Source organism: Arthrobacter sp. Y3224055 (assembly GCF_059090825.1).
In genome coordinates this window covers 53,552-78,963 of sequence record NZ_JBNHGB010000001.1, presented here as the reverse complement: position 1 = coordinate 78,963, position 25,412 = coordinate 53,552, and the positions used below count along the sequence as shown (strand labels likewise).

General features: G+C 63.0%; 25 protein-coding genes and 1 pseudogene. 19 read left to right on the top strand and 7 right to left on the bottom strand.

Going from position 1 to position 25,412, the window contains the following annotated elements; genetic code table 11:
- The first annotated feature begins 63 nt into the window (after nt 1-63).
- The 12 genes from AC5RTY_RS00355 to AC5RTY_RS00300 all read left to right on the top strand — a co-directional run bounded on the left by AC5RTY_RS00355 (nt 64) and on the right by AC5RTY_RS00300 (nt 11,662).
- The gene (locus tag AC5RTY_RS00355; protein WP_494138780.1) at nt 64-1,470 is read left to right on the top strand and encodes an aromatic ring-hydroxylating oxygenase subunit alpha; all 1,407 of its coding nucleotides are present in this window, start codon (nt 64-66) and stop codon (nt 1,468-1,470) included.
- A 4-nt stretch (nt 1,471-1,474) separates the two neighbouring features.
- Nucleotides 1,475-2,002 carry an aromatic-ring-hydroxylating dioxygenase subunit beta gene (locus AC5RTY_RS00350; protein ID WP_494062454.1) on the top strand — a complete coding sequence of 176 codons (528 nt, stop codon included), beginning with the start codon at nt 1,475-1,477 and terminating at the stop codon, nt 2,000-2,002.
- On the top strand, nt 1,999-2,247 hold the full coding sequence (locus AC5RTY_RS00345) for a ferredoxin (protein WP_494062453.1): 249 nt from the start codon (nt 1,999-2,001) through the stop codon (nt 2,245-2,247). The genes AC5RTY_RS00350 and AC5RTY_RS00345 overlap by 4 nt, the downstream gene beginning before the upstream one ends.
- A complete protein-coding gene (locus tag AC5RTY_RS00340; RefSeq protein WP_494062452.1) occupies nt 2,244-3,473 on the top strand; it encodes an NAD(P)/FAD-dependent oxidoreductase in 1,230 nt (409 codons plus the stop codon). Before AC5RTY_RS00345 ends, AC5RTY_RS00340 begins: the two co-directional genes overlap by 4 nt.
- 36 nt (nt 3,474-3,509) lie before the next feature.
- Nucleotides 3,510-4,373 (top strand): SDR family oxidoreductase, encoded by an 864-nt coding sequence (locus AC5RTY_RS00335; protein WP_494049616.1) that lies wholly within the window; start codon nt 3,510-3,512, stop codon nt 4,371-4,373.
- A 120-nt stretch (nt 4,374-4,493) separates the two neighbouring features.
- The gene (locus AC5RTY_RS00330) at nt 4,494-5,669 is read left to right on the top strand and encodes an MBL fold metallo-hydrolase (RefSeq protein ID WP_494138779.1); all 1,176 of its coding nucleotides are present in this window, start codon (nt 4,494-4,496) and stop codon (nt 5,667-5,669) included.
- Nucleotides 5,670-5,740: 71 nt separating this feature from the next.
- Nucleotides 5,741-6,838, top strand: coding sequence for a cupin domain-containing protein (locus AC5RTY_RS00325; protein ID WP_494049618.1), 1,098 nt, complete (start codon nt 5,741-5,743; stop codon nt 6,836-6,838).
- Nucleotides 6,835-7,671, top strand: a complete 837-nt coding sequence (locus AC5RTY_RS00320) for a fumarylacetoacetate hydrolase family protein (protein WP_494049619.1) — start codon at nt 6,835-6,837, stop codon at nt 7,669-7,671. Before AC5RTY_RS00325 ends, AC5RTY_RS00320 begins: the two co-directional genes overlap by 4 nt.
- An 83-nt stretch (nt 7,672-7,754) precedes the next feature.
- Complete coding sequence (locus AC5RTY_RS00315; RefSeq protein WP_494062450.1) at nt 7,755-8,498, top strand: maleylpyruvate isomerase family mycothiol-dependent enzyme; 744 nt, start codon at nt 7,755-7,757, stop codon at nt 8,496-8,498.
- An 81-nt stretch (nt 8,499-8,579) separates the two neighbouring features.
- Complete coding sequence (locus tag AC5RTY_RS00310; protein ID WP_494138778.1) at nt 8,580-8,807, top strand: hypothetical protein; 228 nt, start codon at nt 8,580-8,582, stop codon at nt 8,805-8,807.
- A 684-nt stretch (nt 8,808-9,491) separates the two neighbouring features.
- Entirely contained in the window at nt 9,492-11,126 is a 1,635-nt protein-coding gene (locus AC5RTY_RS00305) for a DUF5677 domain-containing protein (RefSeq protein WP_494138777.1), read from the top strand.
- A 179-nt stretch (nt 11,127-11,305) separates the two neighbouring features.
- Nucleotides 11,306-11,662 (top strand): zinc ribbon domain-containing protein YjdM, encoded by a 357-nt coding sequence (locus tag AC5RTY_RS00300; protein ID WP_494138776.1) that lies wholly within the window; start codon nt 11,306-11,308, stop codon nt 11,660-11,662.
- Between the two features lie 162 nt (nt 11,663-11,824).
- Here the strand turns inward: AC5RTY_RS00300 and AC5RTY_RS00295 are convergent, their stop codons facing one another.
- The gene (locus AC5RTY_RS00295) at nt 11,825-12,121 is read right to left on the bottom strand and encodes a rhodanese-like domain-containing protein (RefSeq protein ID WP_494050096.1); all 297 of its coding nucleotides are present in this window, start codon (nt 12,119-12,121) and stop codon (nt 11,825-11,827) included.
- Nucleotides 12,122-12,650: 529 nt separating this feature from the next.
- Between AC5RTY_RS00295 and AC5RTY_RS00290 the strand changes: the two genes are divergently transcribed.
- The 3 genes from AC5RTY_RS00290 (at nt 12,651) to AC5RTY_RS00280 (ending at nt 15,116) form a co-directional block, all read left to right on the top strand.
- A complete protein-coding gene (locus tag AC5RTY_RS00290) occupies nt 12,651-13,550 on the top strand; it encodes a diacylglycerol/lipid kinase family protein (protein ID WP_494049624.1) in 900 nt (299 codons plus the stop codon).
- A 528-nt stretch (nt 13,551-14,078) separates the two neighbouring features.
- The gene (locus AC5RTY_RS00285) at nt 14,079-14,735 is read left to right on the top strand and encodes an alpha/beta fold hydrolase (RefSeq protein ID WP_494049625.1); all 657 of its coding nucleotides are present in this window, start codon (nt 14,079-14,081) and stop codon (nt 14,733-14,735) included.
- Between the two features lie 30 nt (nt 14,736-14,765).
- On the top strand, nt 14,766-15,116 hold the full coding sequence (locus tag AC5RTY_RS00280) for a hypothetical protein (RefSeq protein ID WP_494138775.1): 351 nt from the start codon (nt 14,766-14,768) through the stop codon (nt 15,114-15,116).
- A 397-nt stretch (nt 15,117-15,513) separates the two neighbouring features.
- Here the strand turns inward: AC5RTY_RS00280 and AC5RTY_RS00275 are convergent, their stop codons facing one another.
- Nucleotides 15,514-16,341 carry an alpha/beta fold hydrolase gene (locus tag AC5RTY_RS00275; protein ID WP_494110097.1) on the bottom strand — a complete coding sequence of 276 codons (828 nt, stop codon included), beginning with the start codon at nt 16,339-16,341 and terminating at the stop codon, nt 15,514-15,516.
- Between the two features lie 481 nt (nt 16,342-16,822).
- Between AC5RTY_RS00275 and AC5RTY_RS00270 the strand changes: the two genes are divergently transcribed.
- Both AC5RTY_RS00270 and AC5RTY_RS00265 read left to right on the top strand, forming a co-directional pair.
- Complete coding sequence (locus AC5RTY_RS00270) at nt 16,823-18,274, top strand: FAD-binding oxidoreductase (RefSeq protein ID WP_494138774.1); 1,452 nt, start codon at nt 16,823-16,825, stop codon at nt 18,272-18,274.
- A gap of 459 nt (nt 18,275-18,733) precedes the next feature.
- Nucleotides 18,734-19,975: an AI-2E family transporter gene (locus tag AC5RTY_RS00265; protein WP_494138773.1), complete on the top strand. Its 1,242-nt coding sequence runs from the start codon at nt 18,734-18,736 to the stop codon at nt 19,973-19,975.
- A gap of 173 nt (nt 19,976-20,148) precedes the next feature.
- Here the strand turns inward: AC5RTY_RS00265 and AC5RTY_RS00260 are convergent, their stop codons facing one another.
- A complete protein-coding gene (locus AC5RTY_RS00260; RefSeq protein ID WP_494067385.1) occupies nt 20,149-20,283 on the bottom strand; it encodes a hypothetical protein in 135 nt (44 codons plus the stop codon).
- A 25-nt stretch (nt 20,284-20,308) separates the two neighbouring features.
- Here AC5RTY_RS00260 and AC5RTY_RS00255 point away from each other — a divergent pair.
- Nucleotides 20,309-20,665: pseudogene (locus tag AC5RTY_RS00255) on the top strand (zinc ribbon domain-containing protein YjdM).
- A 253-nt stretch (nt 20,666-20,918) separates the two neighbouring features.
- On the opposite strand, the gene AC5RTY_RS00250 reads toward AC5RTY_RS00255, so the two are convergent.
- From AC5RTY_RS00250 to AC5RTY_RS00240, 3 genes are read right to left on the bottom strand one after another with little or no spacing between them, the layout of a single operon-like run.
- A complete protein-coding gene (locus AC5RTY_RS00250) occupies nt 20,919-21,686 on the bottom strand; it encodes an SCO1664 family protein (protein WP_494138772.1) in 768 nt (255 codons plus the stop codon).
- Nucleotides 21,686-22,237 carry a DUF3090 domain-containing protein gene (locus AC5RTY_RS00245; RefSeq protein ID WP_494138771.1) on the bottom strand — a complete coding sequence of 184 codons (552 nt, stop codon included), beginning with the start codon at nt 22,235-22,237 and terminating at the stop codon, nt 21,686-21,688. Before AC5RTY_RS00245 ends, AC5RTY_RS00250 begins: the two co-directional genes overlap by 1 nt.
- A 24-nt stretch (nt 22,238-22,261) precedes the next feature.
- Nucleotides 22,262-22,954, bottom strand: a complete 693-nt coding sequence (locus AC5RTY_RS00240; RefSeq protein ID WP_494138770.1) for an MSMEG_4193 family putative phosphomutase — start codon at nt 22,952-22,954, stop codon at nt 22,262-22,264.
- A 261-nt stretch (nt 22,955-23,215) separates the two neighbouring features.
- Here AC5RTY_RS00240 and AC5RTY_RS00235 point away from each other — a divergent pair, with 261 nt between their 5' ends.
- A complete protein-coding gene (locus AC5RTY_RS00235; protein WP_494138769.1) occupies nt 23,216-23,875 on the top strand; it encodes a Type 1 glutamine amidotransferase-like domain-containing protein in 660 nt (219 codons plus the stop codon).
- Nucleotides 23,876-23,962: 87 nt separating this feature from the next.
- Here AC5RTY_RS00235 and AC5RTY_RS00230 read toward each other — a convergent pair whose 3' ends face one another.
- Complete coding sequence (locus tag AC5RTY_RS00230) at nt 23,963-25,288, bottom strand: aminotransferase family protein (protein WP_494138768.1); 1,326 nt, start codon at nt 25,286-25,288, stop codon at nt 23,963-23,965.
- Nucleotides 25,289-25,412: the final 124 nt, after the last annotated feature.

The following is a 25,412-nucleotide window of genomic DNA, read 5'->3' as shown; positions in this document are numbered from 1 at the left end:
TTCATTACAGGGGACTTTCGTGCGGCCCGCAGGGCCACAACATGTCGAAGGAGACAACCGGACATGACGCAAACAGATACTTTTCCTCCGCAGACCCCGTCCAGGACGCTGGACGCGATCCTGGACCGGGTCGAGGAAGGGCTCGCGCAGGACCTGGTGCCGGCAGAGATCTTCAATGACGAAACCGTTTTCCAGGCGGAGATCGACCGGATTTTCACCAACAACTGGGTCTTTGTCGCACACGAGACCGAGATTCCCAACGCCGGTGACTTCGTGCAGCGACGTATCGGAGTGGACCCGGTCATCGTCACCCGGGACGGTAAAGGCGGCATAAATGTCCTGTCGAACTTCTGCCGGCACCGCGGCACCCAGGTTTGTCAGACGGACAGCGGCAACGCCCGGTTCTTCAAATGCCCGTACCACGGCTGGACTTACAACAGCAAGGGACAGTTGGTGGGTACTCCCCACATGCAGGACGCTTATGGAGAGCGGTTGGACCCCGATGACTGGAGCCTGATGCGTGCACCCCGCGTCGACACGCGCCAGGGCTTCATCTTCGCGTCCCTGTCCGAGGACGTTCCGCCGCTGGACGAATACCTGGGCGGAGCCGGCTGGATGCTCGACGCTACCGTCGGCCTCCACCCGCAGGGCATGCGGGTTGCCGGCCCGCCGGATCGCTACAAGGTCAAAGCCGATTGGAAGACCGCGGCGGAAAACTTCTCCGGAGACGTCTACCACCTCGATGTGTTGCACTGGGGTACCCAGGAGATCCAGGTCTCCCAAGGTCTGGAGTTCTCTTGCGAAATCGCACGGGCCTACCACTTCGGCAATGGCCACAACTTCGTCGGCCACGCCTGGACCAAAGCCATTCACCCCGGTTTCACCTTGTGGGGGTACCCGGACGAGATCAAGTCGCAGTTCGATCTGTCCGGTCTCGACGAGGCTCAGCTGAACATGGTCAATCACGAGCCCCCGACGGTCGGCACCATCTTTCCGAACCTGTCCATGATCCGGTTCGCGACACCGGCCGTGCCCGGCGGGCCTGTCTCGGTGGTCACAAGCTTCCGGCAGTGGCAACCGATCGGTCCCGGCGAGATTGAGCTGTGGAGCTGGCAGTTTGTGTGGGATTTTCAGTCCCCGGAAGAGGTTCAGGAGACCTACACCACCGGCCAGTTCGTGTTCGGTTCGGCAGGGATCTTTGAACAGGACGACACGGTTGCCTGGGAAGGAATCCCACGCGCCGCAGCCAGCCCATGGGCACGGAAAACCGGCATGAAGTTCAACTTCCAGCAAGGAAACAACAGCGAGGTGGATCAGTCACCAAACCCGGACTGGAAGGGACCCGGCATCCAGCGGCAGACCGGCTACGGCGAGCACAGCCAGCTGGCGTTCTACCGCCATTGGCTGAACGTAATGCGCGGGGAAACATCAGCCCCCGCGCCGGCTGCCACGACCACCGAGGAGAAGTAGCTCCATGACTGTCACCGACAACCTTAACCTCCACACCGACGCGGAATTGCGTGCCGTGATAACCCAGTTCCTTGCCACGGAGTCACGCCTGCTCGACGAGGGCCGCGAAGGGGAATGGCTGGACCTGCTTGACGAAGACCTGCTCTACGAAGTGCCGATCCGCCAGGCATCGGAGCCGCGCAGCCAGGAATACGCGCAGCCGGGGTACCGCATGCGCGACACCAAAGAGCATCTGCGTACGCGCATTGCCCGCCTGAACACCGGCATCGCATACTCGGAGGTCCCGCCGTCCCGGACCATGCGGCTGGTGGGCAGCATCGAAATCTCCCCAACCGACCGTCCCGACGTCATCGCAGTCGCCAGCGCCCTGTTGCTGTACAGGCAGCGCGGCATCGACCCCTACTTCGATCTGGTCCCTGCCCGCCGCGAAGACACCATCCGCCTCACCTCAGAGGGGCCGAGGCTGCTGACACGGCGGGTCCTCAACACCGAAACCTCGCTTGAAACCCCGAACCTGGCGGTGATCCTGTGACAGGGGTATCCACCGACGTAAAGCAAGACGGGGCGATCCGGGTGCATCTGGACACGGCCAAATGCCGTGCCTACGGAATCTGCGTCGGCCTGGCCCCGGACGTCTTCGAGCTGCCCAAAGGCAGCCCCGCAGCCGTACTGCATCGCCAGATCATTAATGAAGAAGACCGCGAGGATGTCGAAGAGGCCGTTTTCGCCTGCCCGGCGCAGGCCCTGAGTCTGTCCGGGCCCGAGGGAGGATCATGACCGGCCTGCCCCGGAACATCGTCATCGCCGGTGCGTCCGTGGCCGGGGTTACCGTCGCGGACACATTACGGCAAGGCGGCTTCGACGGATCCATTACCCTGCTCTCCGACGAACGGCACCTGCCGTATGACCGGCCGCCGCTGTCCAAGCAGTTGCTGACATCCCATGAGGAACCCGAAGCCGTCCCCTTGCGCGACCCGGGGCATTTCGCCGAACTGGGCATCGATCTGATGCTGGGACAGGGAGCAGCCGGGTTGGACATCGACCGGCACTACGTCATCACCACGGACGGGGATCCGCTGCCCTGGGACGCCGTCGTGATCGCCACGGGCAGCCGTCCCCGCAGCGTAACCACTGCAACCGGAGAGCCGCTACCCTCATTGCGTACCGTCGAAGACGTACTTGCGCTGCGCCGTGCGGCTGCAAACTACGGACGCATAACTTTGATTGGCTCCAGTTTCATTGGTCTTGAGATCGCTGCCTCTCTGCGCACCCGCGGCATTGATGTCACAGTTTTCGGTGCCACAGACCTGCCGCTTAATCAGAGTGTGGGACCGGAGGTGGCATCCGACCTGAGGGACCTGCACCTGATCCAGGGCACCGACCTGCGGATGGGCGCCCTCGTCGTCGCGGTCGAAGGCGGCCCGGGGGACTACACCTTGACCTTTTCCGACGGTGCCGTGCACCAAACGCCGTACGTGGTAGCCGGCACCGGTATCCAGCCGAACACCGAATGGCTCATCGGATCCGGCGTCGAACCCGACGAAACCTTTGGCGGCGTCGTCTGCGATGCTGCCGGGCGCACCATTGTTTCCGGCGTTTGGGCGGCCGGCGACGTCGCCCTGTACGACCATCCGCTGCTCGGTCCGCGCACCCACGTCGGACACTGGACCAACGCCTCCCAGCAGGCCCGGCACGTCGCCGCAAACATCCTTGCCGGGCGTGAGGATCCCTACACCGCAGTGCCGTACTACTGGACGGACCAGTTCGACCGGAAAATTCAATGCTACGGACGCCGCCATCCAGAGGACGCCTCTGTGGTGGCCGAGGGCTCGGTCGAATCGAGCGAGTACCTCGTGCTCTACGGAAGCGCCGGAGCGTTCCACGCAGTACTCTCGTGCGGGCGCGACCGCTCTTTGCGAAAGTACCTCAAACTATTGCGCCGCCAGGCCAGCTGGGACGAGGCCCTGGCCGCAGCAGGTGACCTGCAGGCCTCCAGCACCTGACCACCAAAATTTTCTCAACCAATACAGGGAGCACCCGTGCAACTGCTAGACAACCACGTCGTTCTGATTACCGGCGGAGGCTCCGGCCTGGGCCTCGGCGTAGCGCGCCAATGCCTTGCCGAAGGCGCCGACGTCGCCATCCTTGAAGTCTCGGCCGCCAAGGTCGCCGACCTTGAAGCCGAATTCGGCGACCGCATCCTGATCCGCCAGGGCGACGTCCGCAGCATCGAAGACCTGCAGACGATGCGGGCTGCCATCGAGAACCGCTACGGTAAGCTCAACGCCCTCATCGGATCCCAGGGCGTCTTCGACGGCAACCTTCCCCTGGCGAAGACACCGCTCGAGAAGATTCCCTCGCTGTTCGACGAGCTTTTCCACGTCAACGTCCTGGGCTACGTCCTCTCGGCCAAGATCTTTGTGGACCTGCTGGAACAAAATGACGGCGCTATCGTGCTGACCGCTTCCACCGCGGCCTACGCTGCCGACGGCGGCGGCCTCTTCTACTCCGCGAGCAAGGGCGCCGTACGCAGCGTCGTGAACCAATTGGCCTTCGAGTTCGCGCCCCGCGTGCGGGTCAACGGGATCGCCCCCTCCGGCATCGCGAACAGCCAGCTGCAAGGACCCCGCGCGCTGGGGATGGACCACATGAAGCAGTCCGACATCCCCAAGGAAAACTTCCTGGCCCAGTTCCAGGAACTCATGCCGCTCAAACACCTGCCCACGCCGGAAGAATACGGTTGGCTTTACGCGTTCCTCGCCTCCCGCCACAACACCCTCATGACCGGGCAGACGATCGTCGCCGACCAGGGCTTGTTCAACCGCGCAGTCCTCACCCAGGATCTGCCCGGCGCCGAAAGCGTGGCAGGCGGGATCGGCACGCCGGAAGTGGCAGGCGTCTGACCTAAACGCTCTGCCCTTCCAGGTCTGCCAGCACGAGCGATCACAAGTGTCCGGCTCCGGCTGGGGCCGGACACTTCTTTTCTGCAACCCCACGCGAACCTCCAGAGAGGCGAATTTGCTATGTGCAGCATCATCTCGTCGGCCCTAGAAGGCCTTCCCGTTGCTTCCCGTCGTCAATTGCTTCAAGGCGCCGGACTGGCAACGCTTGGCACCATCGGAGCCGCCCTGGTGGCCACCCCAGCTCCTGCCCATGCTGGACCGGGAAAGAAGAAGGCCCGAACACGGCTTGTGCTGCTCGGCACCGCAGGCGGCCCCAACATTCTCACGGACGAGCGCCTTGGAGTATCCACAGCAGTGGTTTACGAGGACAAGGTGTACCTCGTCGATCTTGGCCATGGCTCACAGGTCCGGCTCCTTTCGGCCGGTCTGGCCGGAGAAGGCTTTGGCGGGAACGCATTCAGCAATATCCGCGGCGTGTTCTTTACCCATATGCACAGCGACCACGTGGCGGAGTGGCCAGCGATGTACTCCACCGGAAGCATGAACATGATCAACGGAACCAACGCTCCCGTGCAGGTGTTCGGACCCGGCAACCGCGGATCAATGACCCGCGTATTCCCGCCCAACCGTCCCGAGCCGGAACCATTCAACCCGGACAACCCGACGCCCGGCATCACGGACATGACCGGCTACCTTCGCCAGGCGTTCTCCGCCGACTTCAACGACAGAGCCCGGGACAGCAACGTTGCCTCGCCGGACACCAGCTTCGAAGTCCACGACATAGACCTCGGCTCACTCTGGGAAATCGATCCAGCAGGCATACCCCCGCGGCTTCAGACACCGATCCACGTCTGGAAAGACGGAGAGGTTACCGTCACTGCCACGCTGGTGGATCATCGTCCCACCGCACCGTCGTTTGCATATCGGTTCGACACCCCCGACGGATCAGTAGTTGTATCCGGGGACACCTGCGTCAGCGAGAATCTGATTGATCTGGCCAAGGACGCCGATTACCTGGTGCATGAAGTGATCGATCCCGATTTCGCAGACCAACTGGCTGCCTCACTGCCTCTTGAATGGGGCCAGGCAGTGAAAGAGCACCTCCTTGCTTCGCGCACCACGATCGAGCAAGTCGGTCGTGACGTGGCAGAACGGGCAGGCGCCAAGAACCTCGTGCTTTCGCATCTGGTTCCCGCGACCACTCCCGACCGCCGCTGGAGGGAAGCCCGGCACGGGTACAAAGGGAAACTGCATGTAGGCAGGGACCTCATGGAACTAGAGGTCAAAAGCCGCTGACCGGTCGGCTTTGCTCTTCAGACCGCTAGTTACACCAGCTATATCGACTTCAGTACATAAAGGACCTCCTAATGACCGACAATCAGATGCTCGCTCCGGCACCTACTGCCGAGGAGCAAGAGCAGTTGGACCAGCTGTATAAGGACTTCGACGCGGAGAACCTGATCCCGTTGTGGACGGAAATCGGCGATTTGATGCCGATGCATCCGAGGCCCCAAGCCGTTCCGCACGTATGGCGGTGGAACAACCTGCTGCCCATGGCACAGCGTGCAGGGGACCTGGTCCCGGTGGGCCGAGGCGGAGAACGCCGTGCCATCGCCCTGGCGAATCCCGGGCTGGGCGGGCGCCCCTATGCGACCCCGACCTTGTGGGCTGCGATCCAGTACCTCGGCGGACACGAGACCGCTCCCGAGCACCGTCACTCGCAGAATGCCTTCCGGTTCGTCGTCGAGGGTGAGGGCGTCTGGACCGTTGTCAACGGCGATCCGGTACGTATGTCCCGCGGGGATTTCCTGCTGACCCCGGGCTGGAACTTCCACGGCCACCACAACGAGACAGATCGGCCGATGGCCTGGATCGACGGCCTGGACATACCGTTCGTGCACTACACGGACACAGCGTTCTTCGAATTCGGCACCGAGCGGGTCACGGACGAGTCCACCCCGGACATCTCCCGCTCCGAACGGCTTTGGGCCAATCCGGGCCTGCGCCCGCTCTCCGGGCTGGACAACACCGTCTCTTCCCCAATCGGCGCGTACCGGTGGGAACACACCGACCGGGCACTGGCCGAGCAGCTCAAACTTGAGGACGAAGGCCATCCGGCCACCGTTTCCCAAGGGCACGCGGCCATACGGTTCGTGAATCCGACGACCGGCGGCGATGTCATGCCGACCATCCGCGCCCAGTTCCACCGGCTCCGGGCCGGCGCACAGACCCAGACCACCCGAGAAGTCGGCTCAAGCGTTTACCAGGTCTTCGAAGGACGCGGCGCCATTGTGATCAACGGCGAAACCACCTCTCTCGAAAAGGGCGACCTGGTCGTCGTCCCGTCTTGGGCTGCCTGGTCGCTGCAAGCCGAAACCGAATTCGACCTCTTTCAGTTCGGCGACCACCCCATCATCGAACGCCTGAACTTCAACCGCACCTACATCGAAGGAACCACCAAGTGAAGCTCGCCACCCTCCGCATCAACGGATCCACCCGCGCCGCCCGCCTGGACGACGAAACATATACAGAAATTCCCGGGTTCGCCGACGTCGGAGAACTCCTCACCAACCCTGACTGGCGCAACCTTGCCGCTACAGCAACCGGCCGACAGCATCCGGCCGCCGGCGCGGACCTGGCCTCCGTGGTAACCAGGCCGGGCAAGATCGTCTGCGTGGGCCTGAACTACCGCACCCACATCCTCGAGATGGGCCGCGAGCTGCCCGAATACCCCACCCTCTTCTCCAAATACGCCGAAACCCTCATCGGCGCCAACGACGACATCGAACTGCCGTCCGAGGACACGGCCATAGACTGGGAAGCCGAACTCGCCGTCGTGGTTGGAAAATCCGGCCGCCGCATTAGCGAAGCCAATGCCGCAGAACACATCGCCGGCTACTCGATCTGTAACGATGTGTCCATGCGCACCTGGCAGTTCCGCACCAAGGAATGGCTGCAGGGCAAGAACTGGGAAAACTCCACACCGCTCGGGCCCACCCTGGTCACCACCGACGAATGGACCCCCGGCGGAACCATCCGCACCACCGTGGACGGCGAAATCATGCAGGAAGCCTCCACAGGCGACCTGGTCCACGGCCCCGAATTCCTCGTCTCCTACATCTCCACGATGATCAGCCTCAACCCCGGCGACGTCATCATCACCGGCACCCCCGGCGGTGTGGGCCACGCCCGCAACCCCCAGCGCTACCTCACCGACGGCCAGACAGTAGAGACCTCCATCGACGGCCTCGGCGCCCTGCGCAACAGGGCAATGGCAGTGGTTCCCGCCATCGTCTAGCAGCAACACGGATATCCTGGCGTGGCCCGTCACTGCGCGGGCCGCGCCGCACCGATCTTCCACGCCTCCCCGAAGGAGTACCTATGGTCGCACGGCAGGACCTCACCCAGGACCCGGAGCTGAAGGCAGCTCTGCTCACCGCCCGCCGCGGCGCTGCGTTCTTCGGCCGCAAGCTCAACGAACTCTCCGATGACGAACTCGGTGCACCCTCGCTGCTGCCCGGCTGGACCCGCGCGCACGTCATCGCGCATGTCGGCTACAACGCCCGCGCGATCGCCCGCCTCATGGAGTGGGCCAATACCGGCATCGAGACCCCCATGTACACCTCCGCCGAGGCACGCAACCATGAAATCGACTACGGTGCCACCCTGTCCCCGGCCGCACTGCGCAATCTCTATGAACACTCCGCCATCCACCTCAACGTGGAATGGCGCGACACCCCGTCCGCAGCCTGGAACCATGAGATCAAAACCGCCCAAGGCCGCACGGTCCCCGCTTCGGAAACGGTATGGATGCGCACTCGCGAAGTTTGGGTACACGCGATCGACCTAGACAACGGAGCCAACTTCGACCAAATCCCTCCAGACGTCCTCGAACGCCTGCTCAGAGACATCACCGGAGCATGGAGGGCGCGCGGGCAGGACAAGGATCTGCTCTTGAAAATCGCCGGTGCCCCCACCGTCACTGAACTCGGCGACGCAGCCTCTACAGACCCAGACATCATTTCCGGCACCTTGTCGGACATCACGGCGTTCGCCTGCGGCCGCTCCCGGAACGGCGTGTTCTCCAGCAAAAATGGGACGCCAGCAGCACCACGCTGGATCTAATAGTCATCTACCAGTCAAAGCAGAAACCGGTCCGACCGGCCCGTAGCCGGAAGAACATCTATAAGAAAAGGCAGGTCAAACATGAAAATAACCGCTGCCCACATCACGGTAGCGGCGGCCACAAGCTCCGAAGCCGATGAGAAGCTAAACGCCTCGGTACAGGAGCTTCAATACGTCGCCAGAAACAACCCCACCAGAGGCATCTTGGTGACCAAATTGGCTCCGGGCCGGTTCACCGTCGAGTTGAGCACCAAGGTCCCCTACGGGCTCACCTTGGAATCAGGGCAATATCATGGCGGCCAAGATTGAACACGCCGCCACAGTAGGCAAATACAAGTAGTGCGCTCAGCGCTTGAATGGACGAAAGATCGCACTCCGTGTTCGAGGATATCCACTACTCACCTAGCTCGATTTCTCAAGATGCCTACCTCAGTGTGTTCCGTCATATGTTCGAGAAGACAGGGCAGATGGCGCACTACGCCATGATGCTGCATGGCAAATCGAGTCTCGAGGCCGTTTTCGAGTCCGAGGATCTAAAGGGGCCCGAAACATCTAATCCGTTAGCACGGAAGGGGCTGCCGCATGACCTGCTCAAGCTCTGGTCTCCTAGTCGGGTAGTGAACAGCATTGTCATAGAGTCGGAGATGGTGTGGCACGGCCCCTGCCCGCAAAGAATTCATGGCAGAAGTGAAACTGCTTCGGCTTGGATAACAGGCCGAACGCATAGGCGTGCACCACAGGTTTTTTCATTGGGTGGCCGCCCCGTACGGCCTTTGGGCAGTTGTTATGTCAGAGGTTATTAGGTGCTGTCACAGCGATGCAATTGACTGCTCGGGCGCTCCAATCTGCACGCGCCGGCCGGGAGGCCCGTTGAGTTCGGCGCGGGCGGTCCATCGACACATCGACGCGGTTGCGAAGCTAGTCGGCTGTGTCGGATCAACGAGGTAGATTTCTGACATGAGCATCCGAAAGCCAAACCAACACTCGGGGCCCATGGCTGGCCATGTGAAAAAAGGCCGCGTGTTCAAGTCTCCTCTAGCAGCGACCGGCATGTTAATTCTGGGGAACTGGATCAAGGACGACTTCCCGGATCTCCTCTGGCCCGCACTCGTACTTGCAGAGCAAGGCGCTGACAGCTTCCGGCAGTTCGTGAAATGGCAGAAAGCTGTACAGGAAGGGCTCGCCCATCATGGAGAGGTGGCGTGGGTCGCAGAGGCGTTGGACGGCCGACTCTCGCATCTGGCTGCCCTGGACGCCAAGTTCTCCGATGCATCCGAAATCGTCGTCGACGAGGCCAGCCGACATGGCCTGCTTTCTGAAGGCGTCCGCAGCGCGCTGGCATCGTACCCGTATCTGCCGGCCCCGTGGCTTGTCGGTGACGTCGAGGTCACACCACCGAAACAACGAGACTTGGAACTGATCCGGGATGCGCTGCTCTCTGTCCTTCGGGACGGCCATCATGAGGCACTGCTGAAATGCTTCCGTACTTGGAGCACCGTCCAGGCCGGAACGTTCAGGTCAAGCGGCCCCACGATCGATCTGCTGAAGAACTACCCGGGTGACCTCGCCACCCGTGCGTCGGCTGACACGACGGTGCGTGCGATGTGGGGTGCACACAAAGGGGTGGTGCAGGCCGATGATCCAAACCACTTCGATGAAGCGATCAAGTGGGCACGCGTGTTCTGGGGAGCGAACTCGATGACATCCAGATGCATTCGGAAGCGGGACGCCGAAAGCCCCGACGGCGGCCCCGCGGAACCAGCTGACAGCCGACAGGATGGGCGGGTTGCATCGTCCGTCCACCCCGATGAAGCCGAGCCAACTTCCATGCCCGATGGCGGTGAGAACCTGCGCCGATTCACTTTGGACGTGCTGAGCAGCTTCGTCGAGGCGCTGGAAACTGCCCCGGCCCACCTGTACGCGAACGAACGACAGGAAGTTGTTTCCGGGCTTGTGGCCCGTGCCGGTCGTGATCTCGTGGCGGTGCTGGGTGCTCCCGATCTGTGGTGCCTGGAACACGGCGCACACATCGGTCGCATGTTGGTAGAGACCAGGATCTACCTTCACTGGATGGCGCAGCAGGACCCAACTATCTATAGGCAGTTCCAGGAATATGGGGCCGGCAAGGCGAAGCTCTACGCACGCATCTCAGACGAGTTGCCTGACGAAGCGCGAGCCGCTGGCTTTCGCGAAAGCATCGACGAACTCCAGCGTCTAAGCCACAACGATGACGTGCTCGATCACCGAACAGTCGATACTCGAGACACCTTCGCTGACGGCAAGTCTATCCGCGACATGGCTAAAGAAACTGATCTCCTGGACTTCTATCGGCAGACGTACTCGCTCTCTAGTGGGGTAGCGCACTCTGAATGGTGGTCAGTGGAAACGCATGTGATGGAGCCCTGCTTGAATGTTCTCCACGGGATGCACCTCATTCCCAGTTTGTCGCTAAACATGGAAGGAAACGTCGAGTTGGCTACAGCCTGGGTGGACCAGTTCTACTCGCTCGCACGCACGGGACTGCGCATCCTCAAGACTGACGAGGCTGCAGTATCTGCAGCCTTCGCCTGGGTAGACGACGCCGACGACTCGTCAGAGGCACCTGCTGATGAGGATCTGGTCTCCTGACGTTTCTACGTGTGGCGATGCGGTGAGTCCTAGCTTTGCTGGCGGTACTTCGCCCCCCGGCTAATCTCGTGGCCTTCGGCATCGCGATCCAAACAGGTCCGCTGGTCCATGACGGCCTAGCTCAGGGAGGCCGTACCCTGAGGTTATTCAGCTACGGAACGTGGTTGAATTCCGCTTCAATGTCTGACGGTCTGCCGGCTTGCCCGGAGTGCCACGAGGCGTTCACCTACGAGCAGGGCCCCTTGCTGGTGTGCCCGATGTGCGGCCATGAATGGCCGAAAGACTCGGCCGAGACCACGCCCGAGACCGCTTCGTTCACGGATGCCGTTGGCAATGTGCTCGCCGATGGTGACACAGTCACGATCGTCAAGGACCTCAAGGTCAAGGGCGCCGGTGGCGGTGTCGTGAAGGTCGGCACGAAGGTGCGCGGCATCCGACTCATTGAGGACGGCGTGGGCGATCACGACATTGATGCGACTGTTCCTGGGTTTGGGCGGATGCAACTAAAGTCCAGTGTGGTGAAGAAAGTCCTCTGACCCGCGGCCATTGCCCATGGATAGGGGTTTCGTCGTCGACGATCCTGTTCACAACTGGATCATCGAAACCAGTCGATGCGTCGTCCGCTGCGCTATCTGCGGCCGGGCCTCGGCGCCGGCCAACCTTTGGCGAGGAAACGGTCCGCCGCCCTGACACGCTTTTTAGCCGGACTGCTTGCGCAGTGCTGCCCAGGCTTGGAAACCGCCGATAAGGTCGCTCGCACGGGTCAGTCCCAGCCGTTGCAGGGTGTGGGCAGCGAGGCTGGAGCTGTAGCCCTCATTGCAGACGACCACGATCCGTCGAGCGGGGTCGTCAGCGATCGGGAGCCGGTGGGGGCTGGAAGGGTCGAGCCGCCACTCGAGAACGTTTCGGTCAATGACGACCGCTCCCGGCAGATCTCCGTCGCGTTCTCGCTGATCGACCGGCCGTGTGTCAACAACAAGGGCGCCCCCAGCCATCTCCCGCTCAAGATCCGAAGCGTGAACACGCTCGAGCCCGATGCGGCTCTCAAGGAGTAGTTGGTCGATCGTAAGAGCCCCGGGGGAATCGTCGGGATCTGGACTGCGTTGGCAGGTCACGCCGCCGTCGTCGGAGATGTGACGCTGCTTCACCGTTTTCCTCGCTTTGCCTGCTTATCGGTCGGTCGTTCCAAGCGCAATGATGAGCTACTTTGGTCGTCAATTCCAAGGGTATGTCGTTGGCCGCAGCGCTCGGCACCGACTCGACCGCGTATGTGAGTCCTTGCTGTTGGTCACGGAAATGTCCGGCAGGCTTGGACAGGGCTGAATGTCCAAGGACAGAAGCGCCGTTGCCGGCGTTCTCCGCCTGGCGGCTAAACGGTGCTGGTTCTAGGCCTGCGTGGCCTGTTCATGATGAAGTGGGACCATGGCAGCTGTCCGGGCGGCGAGGCGGATTCCGGGGCTGGCCTTGTATTTTCGACGGGGTCGGTGCACGGTGGGCATCCACTAGTTTTTACTGGAGTGCGTGATGGATTCTGCACGGAGCTTTGAATCGATTGTCATCATCTTCAATCCCAACAGCACCGGTGATGCACCGAAGTTGGCGGAGCAGTTGTGCGACGGGTTGAGGGAGCTGTTGTCCTATGCCCCGGATATCAGGCTGCAGCCAACGGGGCATGCGGGCCATGCCGTCACGCTGGCGCGTGAGGCGGCTGCCGGAGGCCGCGACGTGCTCATCGTGTCCGTCAGCGGTGACGGCGGGTACAACGAAGTGGTCAACGGTGTCATGCAGTCCGGCAACCCTAACGCGGTGTGTGCTGTGATGGCGGCTGGAAACGCGAATGATCACCGGCGGACCACGGGCACGATGCCGCTGGCAGAAGCGATCGCCCAGGGCCGGGTGCGGCATATCGACCTGCTGCGCATCCACACCGGCCAAGGGCCGGACGCTCCGGATGAATACGCGCACTCCTATGTCGGATTCGGTCTGACGCCGGTGATGGCGATCGATCTGGAAAAGGGGAGCAAAGGCGCCCTCAAGGAGATGTTCTCCGTGGTGCGGACATTTTCGAAGTTTCAACCCTTCGCAATCCTCCAGAGCGACGGCAAGCGCCGGAAGTTCGACAGCATCGTCTTCGCTAACATTGCCGAGATGGCGAAGTACGCCACGCTCAGCGAGGCCGACGACAAGCTCTCGGATGGAAAATTCGAAGTGGTTATCTTCCCGCACATGTCCAAGTGGCGGGTCCTGCTGAAGGCCCTGCGCGCCACCACCCAGGGGCTCGGGGACCAGCCCAGCGTAAGCAGCTACGAGTTCACCACGCTCAAGCCCCTGCCCTATCAGATCGACGGTGAAGTGAAGTCCGTAGACGCCGGCACCTTCGTCAAGGTCGAGAGCGCACCCTCGGCCCTGCCGATTCTCGGCTAAACACGTTGCTTAGGCCGTCCCGCTACCCGCGGACGCGCCTGAGTCTGCGCGGCTTGCCTGGTGGGTGAACCTTCGCGGCCCCGAGTACTCCGCGGTCCCGATGACCTGGACCGGCCGTGATAGCGAACGTGAAGTGTCCAGGGCTACCGGGCAAGCCCGAGCGCTGCAGGGCAGCAGGGTCAAGCGCTGAAGCCGACTGCTTGGCTCCAGCGCAGCTTTCATCCTCCCTCCCGTTGTCGGAGGCCCCGTTAAGATTCCGTATTGGATAGCTTCGAAGGTTTAGGTACGGTAGGTCCGGGAATAAGTGGTGTCCGATCTGCCGGCCCGGTCTGCTCCTTCCCGTAAGGTGACCTGATGGATCCCAAAAGCGCAGAAACTCCAGCCGCGGCTGGAAGGCGCGGCACGCGCGGAACCCCGGGTGGGGACGCGGACACCAGAATATCGGCAAGGATTGTGACCACCGGCCGTTGGGACGCCCATGTTTACTCTCTGGCCGGGCCGCACGCCACGTCGGGAAACCCTGTTTTCGTGTTGCTGCACGGTATCGGCATGTCCCACCGCTACTACCGCAGGCTGCAGCGGATCTTGGCGGGACACGGAGAAGTCCATTCCTTCGACCTACCGGGATTCGGTGCTGCCGCGAAGCCGGACCGGCAGATTTCCGTCGCAGAGTATGCTGCTGTCATCGCGGGCACCCTCGTTGAGCTGGGCACCGGACCGGTCGTGGTGGTCGGGCATTCCATGGGAACGCAGTTCGCCACCGAACTTGCCCTGATACGGCCTGACCTGGTCTCGCACGTTGTGCTGATCGGCCCCGTTGTCGATTCAGCACGCCGAAGCGTCTTACTCCAAGCCCTCGCCCTGGGGGCCAACTCGCTCACGGAAAGCCCGGTGGGCAATGCCATCGTATTCACCGACTACGTGCGCTCCGGCATACGCTGGTACCTGACCGAACTTCCGGTGATGATGTCCTACGATCTGGAAGCGAGAGTGAGCCGGATCGCCCAGCCCGTTCTGGTAGTCCGCGGCTCACGCGATCCGGTGGCGCCCCGGTCCTGGTGCCAAAAACTGGCAGCCATCGCTGCGCACGGCCGCTTCCTGGAAATACAGGGCAAGCCGCACATCGTCCAGCACGGAGCGGCAACCAGAATGGCAGCCGGCATACTGGCATTCACCCGCTCCTAAGACCCGACCAAACCTGGGAAAGCGAACCTGATGAAGAAAGGGGCGCTCAGCATCAAGGAAACGGCAGGCCGTGAAACTGTCCCTGTTCGTGCCGACCCTGGCCGCATCCTGGCTGTTCTTCGTTATGTCCGGGTTCTATCCGATCTTCGGCCCCTCCTGCTCACCGCGGTGCAGTGGGTGCCGCTGACACTTTTCATCGTATCTCCTGTCTATCGGGGGCAGCCGGTGCGGGCTGGCACTGAGTTCCTGCTCTCCTGCTTGGTCATTACGGTCGCACTGACCAAGCCGTCCACTGACTGGACCTCGTCGGAAGGCTTTGCCGGGGCGGCGGTGCTGACAGGACTCCTGATGGCGGCCTGGGCCGGGCGCAGCAGCCCGTAAACATGCAAAAGGGCTGGTCGAACGCAGCGCCTGCGAGAAGGGTTGTACATAGAGAGTTCCCTTATGCTCGCTCTACCCTTGGCAAAGGCTAAGACCCGTTGAGGGGTACATAATAGCGAGTCGCCGCCGTTATCCGCTCCGGTTCGCCCAGGCTGGGTCCGCGGCTCGTCCGCGCCGCGGACCTGTTGGCCCAGGCGCTGGCGGATTCAACAATTCGGGAAAATACTCATTTTTGGTGGTTGCTTTCGCCTGGTTGGCGGGGCGATCCGCCTAGACGGAGAGCGAGGCCTCGGGCCGAAAGCGAGTCACTGGCCAACAGTCCTTGAACCGGGGATCCCGGAATGGCAGACGCTGCTGCCCGGCGTTCCGACACTTAGAAGGACATCGGGTGCCGGGGTTAGCTCGACGTCGTACCCGAGTGGAGCCTCTCCGCCTCCTGCCAGAACTCATCCACCCGCGCGTTCCAGGCGTCCGGGACCTCTTGGAAGGGCTGGTGCGCTTCCTCCTCCATTACCTCGAACCGGGCTCCGGGGATCTCATCGGCCACCGCCTTACCGAGCTCAGGGCGGCTCATCCTGTCGGCGCCGCCGGCGAGCACCAGTACTGGAACCTGAATGGCGTTCAGTCTGCCGGCCGTTACGTGCCGCGCGCAGGCGTCGGCGAACGCGAGGAAGTCCTCCGTGCTCTGCTTGTACGGGAAGGCCATGGCGTCCTCGATGAACCGGTCGACCGTCCCGTCATTGTGGGCCCTGGCGGTGTAGACCCAGATGAAGAACCCCTCCAGGAAGTCACGCTCGCTGAGCGCCAGCTCGGCTTGCCAGTGGAAGGCCCGGATCATCGTCTTCATGAAGTCGTCCATCGCTGACCACGTGCTTTGCAGCACCATGCTGCGGACGGCTTCGGGGTGGCGCAGCGCGAGCTCCTGGGCAATGATGCTGCCGCCGGAGAACCCGGCCACATGGGCCGAGGAGACTCCCAACGAGTGCAGCACCGCGGCAGCGTCGTCAGCCATCGCCTCCACGGTCGGCTGCCCCTGGGGCATGGCCGTCCGGCCAGCCCCGCGGTTGTCGAAAGCCGTCATCCGGTAACGGTCCGCCAGCCCGTCCAGCTGGAACTGCCAGGACTCCACTGTGTCCCCGAGCCCGCCGATCAGCAGCACGTCGGGGCCCTGGCCGACCTGCTCCGTCCAGGACTCCAGCTCCCCGGCCTTCACATGCTGTCCCATACGACCCTCCAAACTAGGCGGTTGCCGGCTGGGCGGTCCCTGGCAGTGGCGGCGCCAGCCCTTGCCCGGCATCTCCCGGGTGATCCATTTCGGTATGCTACTCCCGCTCTGACCGGGCTGCCTAGGGGTTGTCGTTTCCTGCATGATGATGCGGACGGCGGCTTCCCGGACCACCCTCAGCTTGTCTGAGTAGGGCGGAGGGGTGCTCCATGTCAGGGTCTTCAGGGAAGATCGGCCAATTCGCTCTTCCTTGAAAAGCAGGCACTCCGGTGGGTCTGTTGTCCGGTGACTCGGGCGAATCTATACTTGAGGCCACCACGCGCTGTTCCAGTGCATTGTCGGCTGGACCGTATTCCCGGGCCGGAACACCTCAGGGCGCGTCCTGGGCAGGTACCGCCCGGGCATCGCCGGCACCGGCGAATTTTAATCCACTGCTGGATTAAGGGACGTCAAACCCCCGCGTCAGGGAAGCAACAGACCAATGAACACAATGGATCATGGCGACCAGGACGGCGAAACCGACCGCGCCCTGCAGGAGCTGCGCAGCCATCTGGCCGGGTCGGTGGTTGAACCGCAGGATCCGCTCTTTGACGAGGCCCGAGCAGTGTGGAACGGGATGATCGACGTGCACCCGCGGGCGGTTATCCGGGCGGGCACGGTTGCTGACATCGACCACGTCCTGGACATGGCGCGGAGCACCGGGCTGCCGCTGGCTGTGCGCGGGGGCGGGCATAACATCGCCGGCCATGGCACGGTCGAAGGCGGCCTGGTGCTGGATTTGGGCCAGTTGCGCGGTGTGGAGGTCGAAGCAAGGCAGCGGCTTGTGACCGTCGGACCCGGTGCGACTTTGGCGGACGTCGACCATGCCACTGTTCCGCACGGACTTGCCGTCCCGCTCGGGGTGATCAGCGCGACCGGGGTCGCCGGGCTGACCCTTGGTGGCGGTGTGGGCTGGCTGACCCGGTCCTACGGGCTGAGCTTGGACAACCTTGTCTCCGCCGACGTCGTCACCGCCACAGGCGAGCACTCGCAGGTCAGCGAGGAGCAAAACCCCGAGCTGTTCTGGGGCCTGCGCGGTGGGGGCGGGAACTTCGGAGTGGTTTCATCTTTCACCTTCCGGGCCCGTCCGTTGCCGGCTGCCGTACTGGGGGGAAATTTCTTCTACCGCCCGGAGCGTTGGAGAGACGCCCTGCAGGCCTTTGATCGCTGGACCCAGGACCTGCCCGATGAGATGAACCCGATCATCTCGATCCTGGTGCTGCCGCCCGACTTCGAGATGGGGGAGGAGCCGTGGATGATCATCGGCTTTGCCTGGGCCTCCGAGAACCATCAGCCAGGGCTCGAGTTGATTGGGCAGCTGCGGGAAGCGGCACCCCCGGACGAGGAGGAAGTGGGGCCCGCGGCCTGGCTGGAGTGGCAGTCCGCCATGGACAGCCTCTTTCCCAAGGGAGCCCGGGGGTACTGGAAGAACGTGTCATTCTCCAGACTGGATGAAGAGGCCGTCGATGTCCTGGTCGGCTTCGCCTCCGAGGTGACGTGGTTCGGAACGGGGATCGACATCCACCACATGCAAGGGGCCTTCGGACGTGTGCCCGAGGATGCGACAGCGTTTCCCAACCGTTCGGCGAAGTACTGGCTGAATGTCTACGGCTTCTGGAAGGACCCAGCGGAGGACGAGCGGCTCAGCGGGTTCGCCCGGAAGGCCTACGCCAATATGCAGCCGCTTGCCGAGCACGGCCAATACGTCAACTTCCTCGGTGCAGAAGTCGGTTACGACGCCACCGACGCCGCGCGCCAGGCCTACGGGCCGAAAACGTACGACCGGCTGGTGGCCCTGAAAAACCGCTTCGACCCGCAGAACCTGTTCCGCCTCAACCACAACATCGTGCCGACGCCCTCAACGGCGGGGTCCCGGCCCTCTACGTCGCCATGAACTGGGGCGAGATGGCATCGAGTGCGCCCCGCCGCGTGTAGTCAAGGTGATTGCGGCGACCGTAGATTTCAAATGGTCGAGCCGGCCACGTAAGTCTCCGGCGTTATTTGCCATGGAGCCGCCCACCTGTTGGACTGTTGGCCCGCGCCGAGAACCGCATGTCGGACGCGTCGTAGGCGCCATCCGTCCAGTAACCCAGACCTGCACATCGGAACGGTCCACGCACGATGCCTGCCAAGTTGAATCTGCGGCATGGACGTCGCCAGCAATAATCCAAAAGGGAACCCTCGACCCCCGGCCCGAGCGCCTGTTCCCGAAAAAAGAATCCGGCGGGTCGAGGTTCGCTACGCCAACGTCCCGTCGCGGCTCTGTCGCGGCGAAGCAGAGGTTAGCTAATACCGGGGTCTTCCTGTGGTGTGGGCGCGGGATCAGTTGCCCAAGTGGGGCAGGATAGGAAGCATGCGATTTATTCCGAAGCGTCAGGCATCGACCGCTCGCTCGGTGTCGAGCACTCTCAAGGCTGATCCCGAGGCGGTGGAATCCGCCACCGGACCCGGAGTGAAGCCGCAGGAACCGCGCGGGATTTTCGCCGCCGGCGTTGACCGCACGGCTCTGTGGACTGGACGGGCCGTTGTCATCGCTATCGGTTTAGTGCTGGCCTGGTGGCTGGTCCGTTCGCTGTGGTCGGTGGTTTTCCCGACGATCCTGGCCCTGCTGCTGGCCAGCATCCTGTGGCCGGTGAACCGCCTGGCCCGCCGCCTCATGCCCAAGGCGCTGGCGGCCTTTGTCACCGTGCTCGCTGCGCTGGCTGCCGTCGTCGGAGTGCTGATACTGGTAATTCCGTCGCTGGCCTCGGGAACCGCGGGGCTGGCCGGGAAGGCACGCGAAAACCTCGGGCAGATCACCCAGTTCCTGGCCGGGCCACCGTTCAATCTTGAAAACGCGGACCTGAATACCCTGGTGGACAGCGCGGTATCCCAGATCCGCGAGCACGCCGGAGACATCGCCTCCGGGATCACCACCGGACTGGGGGCCATCACTTCGGGCACCATCATCTTTGTGCTGGTCCTGGTCTTCACGTTCTTCTGCCTCAAAGACGGCGACCGCTTCCTCGCTTGGACCAGCCGATGGACGGACGCCAAGGTCTACGTGCACGCCGCCGCCGTGACCTCCCGGGCCTGGCAGACTCTGTCCGGCTACATCGCGGCGCAGGCCGCCGTCGCCCTGGTCGATGCTGTCTTCATCGGCGCCGCCCTTTTCATCCTGGGCATTCCGCTCGCCTTGCCGCTGACCATCCTGATCTTTATCGCGGCCTTCATCCCGGTCGTCGGTGCGGTGGCAACAGGTTTGCTCGCCGCCCTGATCGCGCTGATCTCCCACGGCTGGGTCACGGCCCTGATCGTGCTCGGCGTGGTGATTGTGGTCCAGCAACTGGAGAGCAACCTGCTGCAGCCGTTCCTGGTGGGAACTAAGCTGAAGATCCACCCGGCCGTGGTGCTGGCCTCGGTAACAGTCGGCGGCACCCTGTTCGGCATCGTCGGAGCTTTCCTATCGGTACCAACAACAGCGGTGGGAATTGTGGTGCTGCGTTATCTGCGGGACGTAGTCTTCCCCGTCCAACCGGAAGGGAAAGCAGAGGTAGACGGTTCTAACAGCAGCCGGCCGGAAGCCAAGGCAACCGTGGCAGGCGCGCAGGGCTAACCGCAGACCTAACCCGCCGCACCCTCCAGCGGCCAGGTGTGCACCGCCCCGTTGGTATGCATGTTGTGCGAATTCTGCCGCGTCATCTCGGCCTGCGCTGCCGGACGGTCCAGCCCGCCTCCTACAAACAGCCGCAGGGTCATGATCTGCCAGCTGGCGCCGTTTTGTTCCGTCTAGGCGCGGGCGCGCAGGATCTCCATGTACCTGTCGATCAGATCCGGGCCCACACGAAGATCGGCCAGTCCGTCGGCGGCCAGCGGCAGCAGGCGGCGGACAATCAGCTCCACCACCTCGAATATCTCCGACACGGAAGGTGGATTGAATTCCGCTTCAATGTCTGACGGTCTGCCGGCTTGCCCGGAGTGCCACGAGGCGTTCACCTACGAGCAGGGCCCCTTGCTGGTGTGCCCGATGTGCGGCCACGAATTGTCAAAAGACTCGGCCGAGACCACGCCCGAGGCCGCTTCGGTCAAGGATGCCGTGGGCAATGTGCTAGCCGATGGTGACACGGTCACAATCGCCAAGGACGTTAAGGTCAAGGGCGCCGGTGGCGGTGTCGTGAAGGTCGGCACGAAGGTGCGTGGCATCCGACTCATGTAGGACGGCGTGGGCGATCACGACATGAATGCGACAGTTCCCGGGTGTGGGCGGATGCAACTGAAGTCCAGCGTGGTGAAGAAGATCCTCTGACGCGCGGCCATCCAGTGGGTAAGGGGTTTCGTCGTTGACGAGCCTGTTCACGGTACGACGCCCTGACACGCAGGGATGAAGTCGTCCTGAGATTTCGTATCCTCGATGGCTCCAGCGCGGGCAAGATATTTAGTCGGACTGCTTGCGCAGTACTGCCCAGGCTTGGAAACCGCCGATGAGGTCGGTCGCACAGGTCAGGCCCAGAGGGCGGCTCAACGGCGCACAGCCCGCGAAGCCCGTAGCCCCAATCCCCTTAGAACAGCGGCCAGGGCACCGCGGACATCTCACCGCTCGGAGCCGGAAACCGCCCTGCCAAGCGCAACTTGGCGCAGCGCGCGGCGAGCGATGTGATTTCTTCGGCGCTGAGCAGGTCTGCCAGGTTTCGGCCCAGCCCGCCGTGCAGTCCTTCGCTGACACGGTCTATGCCGTCGCGTTCCTCGGCGGTTAGAGCGTCTCCCAACCATCCCCACAGCACCGTGCGCAACTTGTGGTCACGATGAAAGGTCAGCCCATGGTCCACGCCGTGCCGGTGTCCGTCCGTCATGGCAAGAATGTGGTCGCCTTTGCGGTCGGCGTTGTTGACGATGATGTCGAACACCGCCATGCGTCTCAGCGCCGGCGAGTCTTCGTGAACGAGGGCGACCATCCGTCCGTTCTCATCTCGACCCCTGAGAACGTGTCTCCAGCCCGTCTCCGGCACCTGGTCCGCCGCGACCAGGTCGACGGCGCTTTGGGCGGGGTCTTGCTCCTGCCAGAGCTGTACCATTCCTTCGCCCAACGGACCATCGCGCAGCCAGGTGTGCGGCACGATGTCCCAGCCGAAGGCCTTCGAGACCAAGTAGGCGGCCACCTCCCGGTGAGCCAGGGTGCCGTGGGGAAAATCCCACAGCGGACTTTCCCCCGCTATCGGCTTATAGACCACGGCCACGTCGCCGATGCTGCCCAGAAATGTAGCGTTTGAAGCCGTCGTGATGCGTCCGGTGAGCGTCAGCTCGGCGGTCACCAGGTCCGGCGCCGGCATCAGGCCTCGGGAAGGGTACAGGTGTGCCCGTCGGCGTCTATGGGGTAGCCGCAGAGCGGGCACGTCGGACGTCCGGCGCCCACGATCTCACGGGTGCGCTTGGTGAATGCGCGGGCGGTGCCGACCGGCATGCGCACCAGCAGCATTTCGGCCGCCTGAGCCCCGCCCTCATCAAGCGCTTCGTCGTCGTCGGCATCGACGTCGGTGATGGCGTAGGCCTCTATCACGACCTGCGCGGTCGTCGGGTCCCAACCTAAGCTCATGGAGCCGGTGCGAAACTGCTCCTGAACTGCCTCAAGCTGATCATTGTCAACGAGCTCGGTGGGAGTACTCGCGGGAACGCTGAAGGGGTTGCCTTCGAGGGCCATGAGCTGGTCGAGAATTTCGTCGATCTTCTCTGCGAGCAGGGCCGACTGCTGTTTCTCCAGGGCAATACTCACGATCTGCGTCCCCGCACGCACCTGCAGATAGAACGTGCGCGCCCCCGGAAGGCCTATGGTGCCAACGACGACCCGATCGGGCCAGGCGAACTCGTGAACACGTGCAGGCATGTCAGTATTTTAGGCACATGAGGTTCATGGCTCCTGCTGCCCTGCACCGCCGCCCACCGGCGCACCGGCAGAGCGGATGCCGTTCGACAGCCACGACAGATCACCGGCGTCGGTGTTGGTCGCGTAGACGCTTGGCCGACTAACGCCGTAACGCACGATTGATACGGACCCCGGGCCCACGGTGATTCGCTGGAACAGGTCAAGGTGCATGCCGAGCGCGTCGGCGAGGATCGACTTGATGATGTCACCGTGACTCACCGCCACCCATACGGCCCCTGGCCCGTATTCCGTCTCGAAGGCTGCATCGTGGCGTCGAATCGCTGCCACCGACCGAGCCTGCATCGAGGCCAGGGATTCACCGCCGGGAAAGACGACGGCGGACGGTTGCGACTGCACGACCGGCCACAATTCCTCGGTCTCAAGATCACTGATCGTGCGGCCCTGCCACTCGCCGTAATCGCATTCGGTGAGGTCGAGGTCGATCGGCGCGTACGGCGAGCCAGCCTGGCGGTCGAGGATGAATTGCGCGGTCTGCCGACAACGCTCCAGAGGGCTCGACACCACCCCGACTACGGGCACCGCCGCGAGCCGGTCTCCGGTCAGGGCTGCCTGGTCGCGCCCGACCTGGTCGAGGCAGACGCCGCCGGCCCGACCGGCCAGCAGGCCGGTGGCATTGGCTGTGGTGCGGCCGTGCCGCACGAGGATGACTGTCGCCATCCACCCAGCCTAACCACCCGTTCGACGGCGGTGTGAACCGTAGAGGGTCGCGCGTCGAACAGACCAATCACGCTTTCATGAAAGGACAGACCAACCTGAGGTCTGCGTCCACGTCGAACTGTGGACAAAGTTTGACTGGGTGTGTACCTATTGAAGGTCCGGGCAGCAGACGGGCGTTCTTACCGGATCTGTCGGTGAGTTCCAGCCGGTTCCCACGGCTCCGGGCTCATTCACCATCCACGCGGGGACTCTGGAGGCACGTTGAAGCTCTTGCTTACCTCTGGCGGCGTGACGAACCCGAGCATTCACTCTGCGCTCGTGCAGCTTCTCGACAAGCCGGTGTCGCAGTGCCGCGCCCTGGTCGTCCCGACAGCGCAGTGGGGTCACCCGCTGTGCGGACCGGCATCGGTGCGGAACCTCCTGGCCGCCGAGAATGACTTCCGTCATTTGTCCGGCCTGGGCTGGGCGTCGCTCGGGGTTCTCGAGCTTACCGCGCTGCCCACCATTGGCGCGGATCGGTGGGTCCCGTGGCTTCGGGAGGCCGACGTGCTCTTGGTCGACGGCGGCGAGGCGACGTACCTGTCCCACTGGGTGCGGGAGTCCGGGCTGGCCGAACTGCTCCCGTCACTTCCCGACATGGTGTGGGTGGGAGTGAGTGCCGGAAGCATGGTGATGACGCCCCGGATCGGGGAAGTCTTCGTTGAGTGGCCGTCCGCTCCGGATGACCGGACTCTGGGGGTGGTGGAATTTTCAATCTTTCCGCACCTGAACGCTTTCCCGAGCAACACCCTGGCCCACGCAGAGCGGTGGGCCGCCGACATAGGCGCCCCTGCCTACGCCATCGACGAACAGACAGCGATCAAGGTAGTCGACGGCTCCGTCGAGGTGGTTTCCGAAGGACAGTGGAAGAGGTTCGAGTGATAAGTGCCCAGCATTTGTGAGGTCGCGTGGCTTTTGCCCAGCAGGGACGGGACGAACAGGAATTGGCGAAGGACTAACGGTTTAACATCATGTTCCCGACAGCTCTGGTGATGCAGGCCGGGTACTGGTGCGTGCGTCCAGAACCTGCCCGATGGTCTTCGCGATCAAGTGAACGTCCTCGTCGCTCACGACGAATGGCGGGCTGATTTGGAGGGTGTTGCCGCGCAGGGGCCGCACGACGACGCCGTTGTCGATGCATGAGTTGGCCACAGCCTCGGCGTCCGCCTGGTCTGCGAGCTGGACGCCGGCGAGAAATCCAACGCCGCTGCGGATTTCCTGCACGAGAGGATGCGAGGCAAGAGGTGCAAGGGCCTTATCGAGGACGGATTCCAGTTCCAAGGCCCGCGCAACGAGATTTTCGTTCTCGAGGATGTCGAGGTTGACGTGTGCAACTGCGCAAGCTGTGGCGTGCCCCGAGTACGTCATGCCGTGCCTCGAAACGGGGGCGTCCTGTCCCTGATAGAACCGTCCCCAGATCCGGTTGGAGATGAGGACCCCGCCCAGCGGGGCGTAGCCGGATGTTATTCCTTTGGCCAGCAGAATCATGTCGGGCTCGAGATGGAACCTTTCGGAGGCGAACATCAAGCCTGCCCGGCCGAATCCGGTGATGACTTCATCGACGATCAGAAGAATGTCGTTCTTCCGGGCAATTTGCTGCAGGCCTTCAAGATAACCGGGGGCAGGCGGAATCACCCCACCGGTCCCTATGATTGGCTCGGTGAAGATGGCGGCAATATTCTCCGGCCCGATGTCGTCGACGACTGCCTGTACGCCTTCAAGATCGTTGGTCGGAACGAGGGCCGTCTCGGGGACGAGGGAATCCGTCCCGTAGCCGTCCCTATTGAAATCAAGCCCGGCGATACTGGTGCCAAAGGCGTGGAGCCCGTGGTACGAGTATGTACGGCTGAGGATGGTTTTCTTGTCCGGCATGCCCTCAAGCTGCCAATGGCGCCGCGCAATCTTGCAGGCCAGGTCGACGGAGTCAGACCCGCCGCTGTTGAAAATTATCTTGGCGTCCGGGATCGGACCCATGGCCACGAGCCGGTCGGCGAGGGAGAGTGCCACATCGTTCGAGAACCGGCCAAAAACGTGGTAAGTCTCCAGTTTGCACATCTGGTCATAGGCCGCTTTCGCCACTGATTCCCTGCCGTGGCCGATGTTTGCGTGCCACAGTCCGGCGGTGGCATCCAGCAGGTGCTGGCCGTCCGAGGTTGTCAGGTATGCGCCGTGGCCTTCGGTAATGACGATGCGGCGTTGCAGAACGGAGGGCATGTGCGCCTGGGCGCTCCACAGTGACTCGCCCACGAGTTTGGTAGGGTTTGCCGGATCAAGAACGGTTGCGTCGGTAGCCATTGTTTTTCTCCTAGGCAGGCCAATAGGGGTCGATTCCAGGTAGAAGACACCGCCGGACTGCCCTGTACCTCGTGGGCAGCCCCCGGTTTTGCATCGGTTGCGGGAGTCAGGCGCGGAGCCAGCT

Coding starts and splice junctions, on each gene's coding strand:
- AC5RTY_RS00355 (WP_494138780.1), top strand. CDS start 64: ATGACGCAAACAGATACTTTTCCTCCGCAGACCCCGTCCAGGACGCTG.
- AC5RTY_RS00350 (WP_494062454.1), top strand. CDS start 1,475: ATGACTGTCACCGACAACCTTAACCTCCACACCGACGCGGAATTGCGT.
- AC5RTY_RS00340 (WP_494062452.1), top strand. CDS start 2,244: ATGACCGGCCTGCCCCGGAACATCGTCATCGCCGGTGCGTCCGTGGCC.
- AC5RTY_RS00330 (WP_494138779.1), top strand. CDS start 4,494: ATGTGCAGCATCATCTCGTCGGCCCTAGAAGGCCTTCCCGTTGCTTCC.
- AC5RTY_RS00325 (WP_494049618.1), top strand. CDS start 5,741: ATGACCGACAATCAGATGCTCGCTCCGGCACCTACTGCCGAGGAGCAA.
- AC5RTY_RS00315 (WP_494062450.1), top strand. CDS start 7,755: ATGGTCGCACGGCAGGACCTCACCCAGGACCCGGAGCTGAAGGCAGCT.
- AC5RTY_RS00310 (WP_494138778.1), top strand. CDS start 8,580: ATGAAAATAACCGCTGCCCACATCACGGTAGCGGCGGCCACAAGCTCC.
- AC5RTY_RS00305 (WP_494138777.1), top strand. CDS start 9,492: ATGGCTGGCCATGTGAAAAAAGGCCGCGTGTTCAAGTCTCCTCTAGCA.
- AC5RTY_RS00300 (WP_494138776.1), top strand. CDS start 11,306: ATGTCTGACGGTCTGCCGGCTTGCCCGGAGTGCCACGAGGCGTTCACC.
- AC5RTY_RS00295 (WP_494050096.1), bottom strand. CDS start 12,121: ATGGCTGGGGGCGCCCTTGTTGTTGACACACGGCCGGTCGATCAGCGA.
- AC5RTY_RS00290 (WP_494049624.1), top strand. CDS start 12,651: ATGGATTCTGCACGGAGCTTTGAATCGATTGTCATCATCTTCAATCCC.
- AC5RTY_RS00280 (WP_494138775.1), top strand. CDS start 14,766: ATGAAGAAAGGGGCGCTCAGCATCAAGGAAACGGCAGGCCGTGAAACT.
- AC5RTY_RS00275 (WP_494110097.1), bottom strand. CDS start 16,341: ATGGGACAGCATGTGAAGGCCGGGGAGCTGGAGTCCTGGACGGAGCAG.
- AC5RTY_RS00270 (WP_494138774.1), top strand. CDS start 16,823: ATGAACACAATGGATCATGGCGACCAGGACGGCGAAACCGACCGCGCC.
- AC5RTY_RS00265 (WP_494138773.1), top strand. CDS start 18,734: ATGCGATTTATTCCGAAGCGTCAGGCATCGACCGCTCGCTCGGTGTCG.
- AC5RTY_RS00250 (WP_494138772.1), bottom strand. CDS start 21,686: ATGCCGGCGCCGGACCTGGTGACCGCCGAGCTGACGCTCACCGGACGC.
- AC5RTY_RS00245 (WP_494138771.1), bottom strand. CDS start 22,237: ATGCCTGCACGTGTTCACGAGTTCGCCTGGCCCGATCGGGTCGTCGTT.
- AC5RTY_RS00240 (WP_494138770.1), bottom strand. CDS start 22,954: ATGGCGACAGTCATCCTCGTGCGGCACGGCCGCACCACAGCCAATGCC.
- AC5RTY_RS00230 (WP_494138768.1), bottom strand. CDS start 25,288: ATGGCTACCGACGCAACCGTTCTTGATCCGGCAAACCCTACCAAACTC.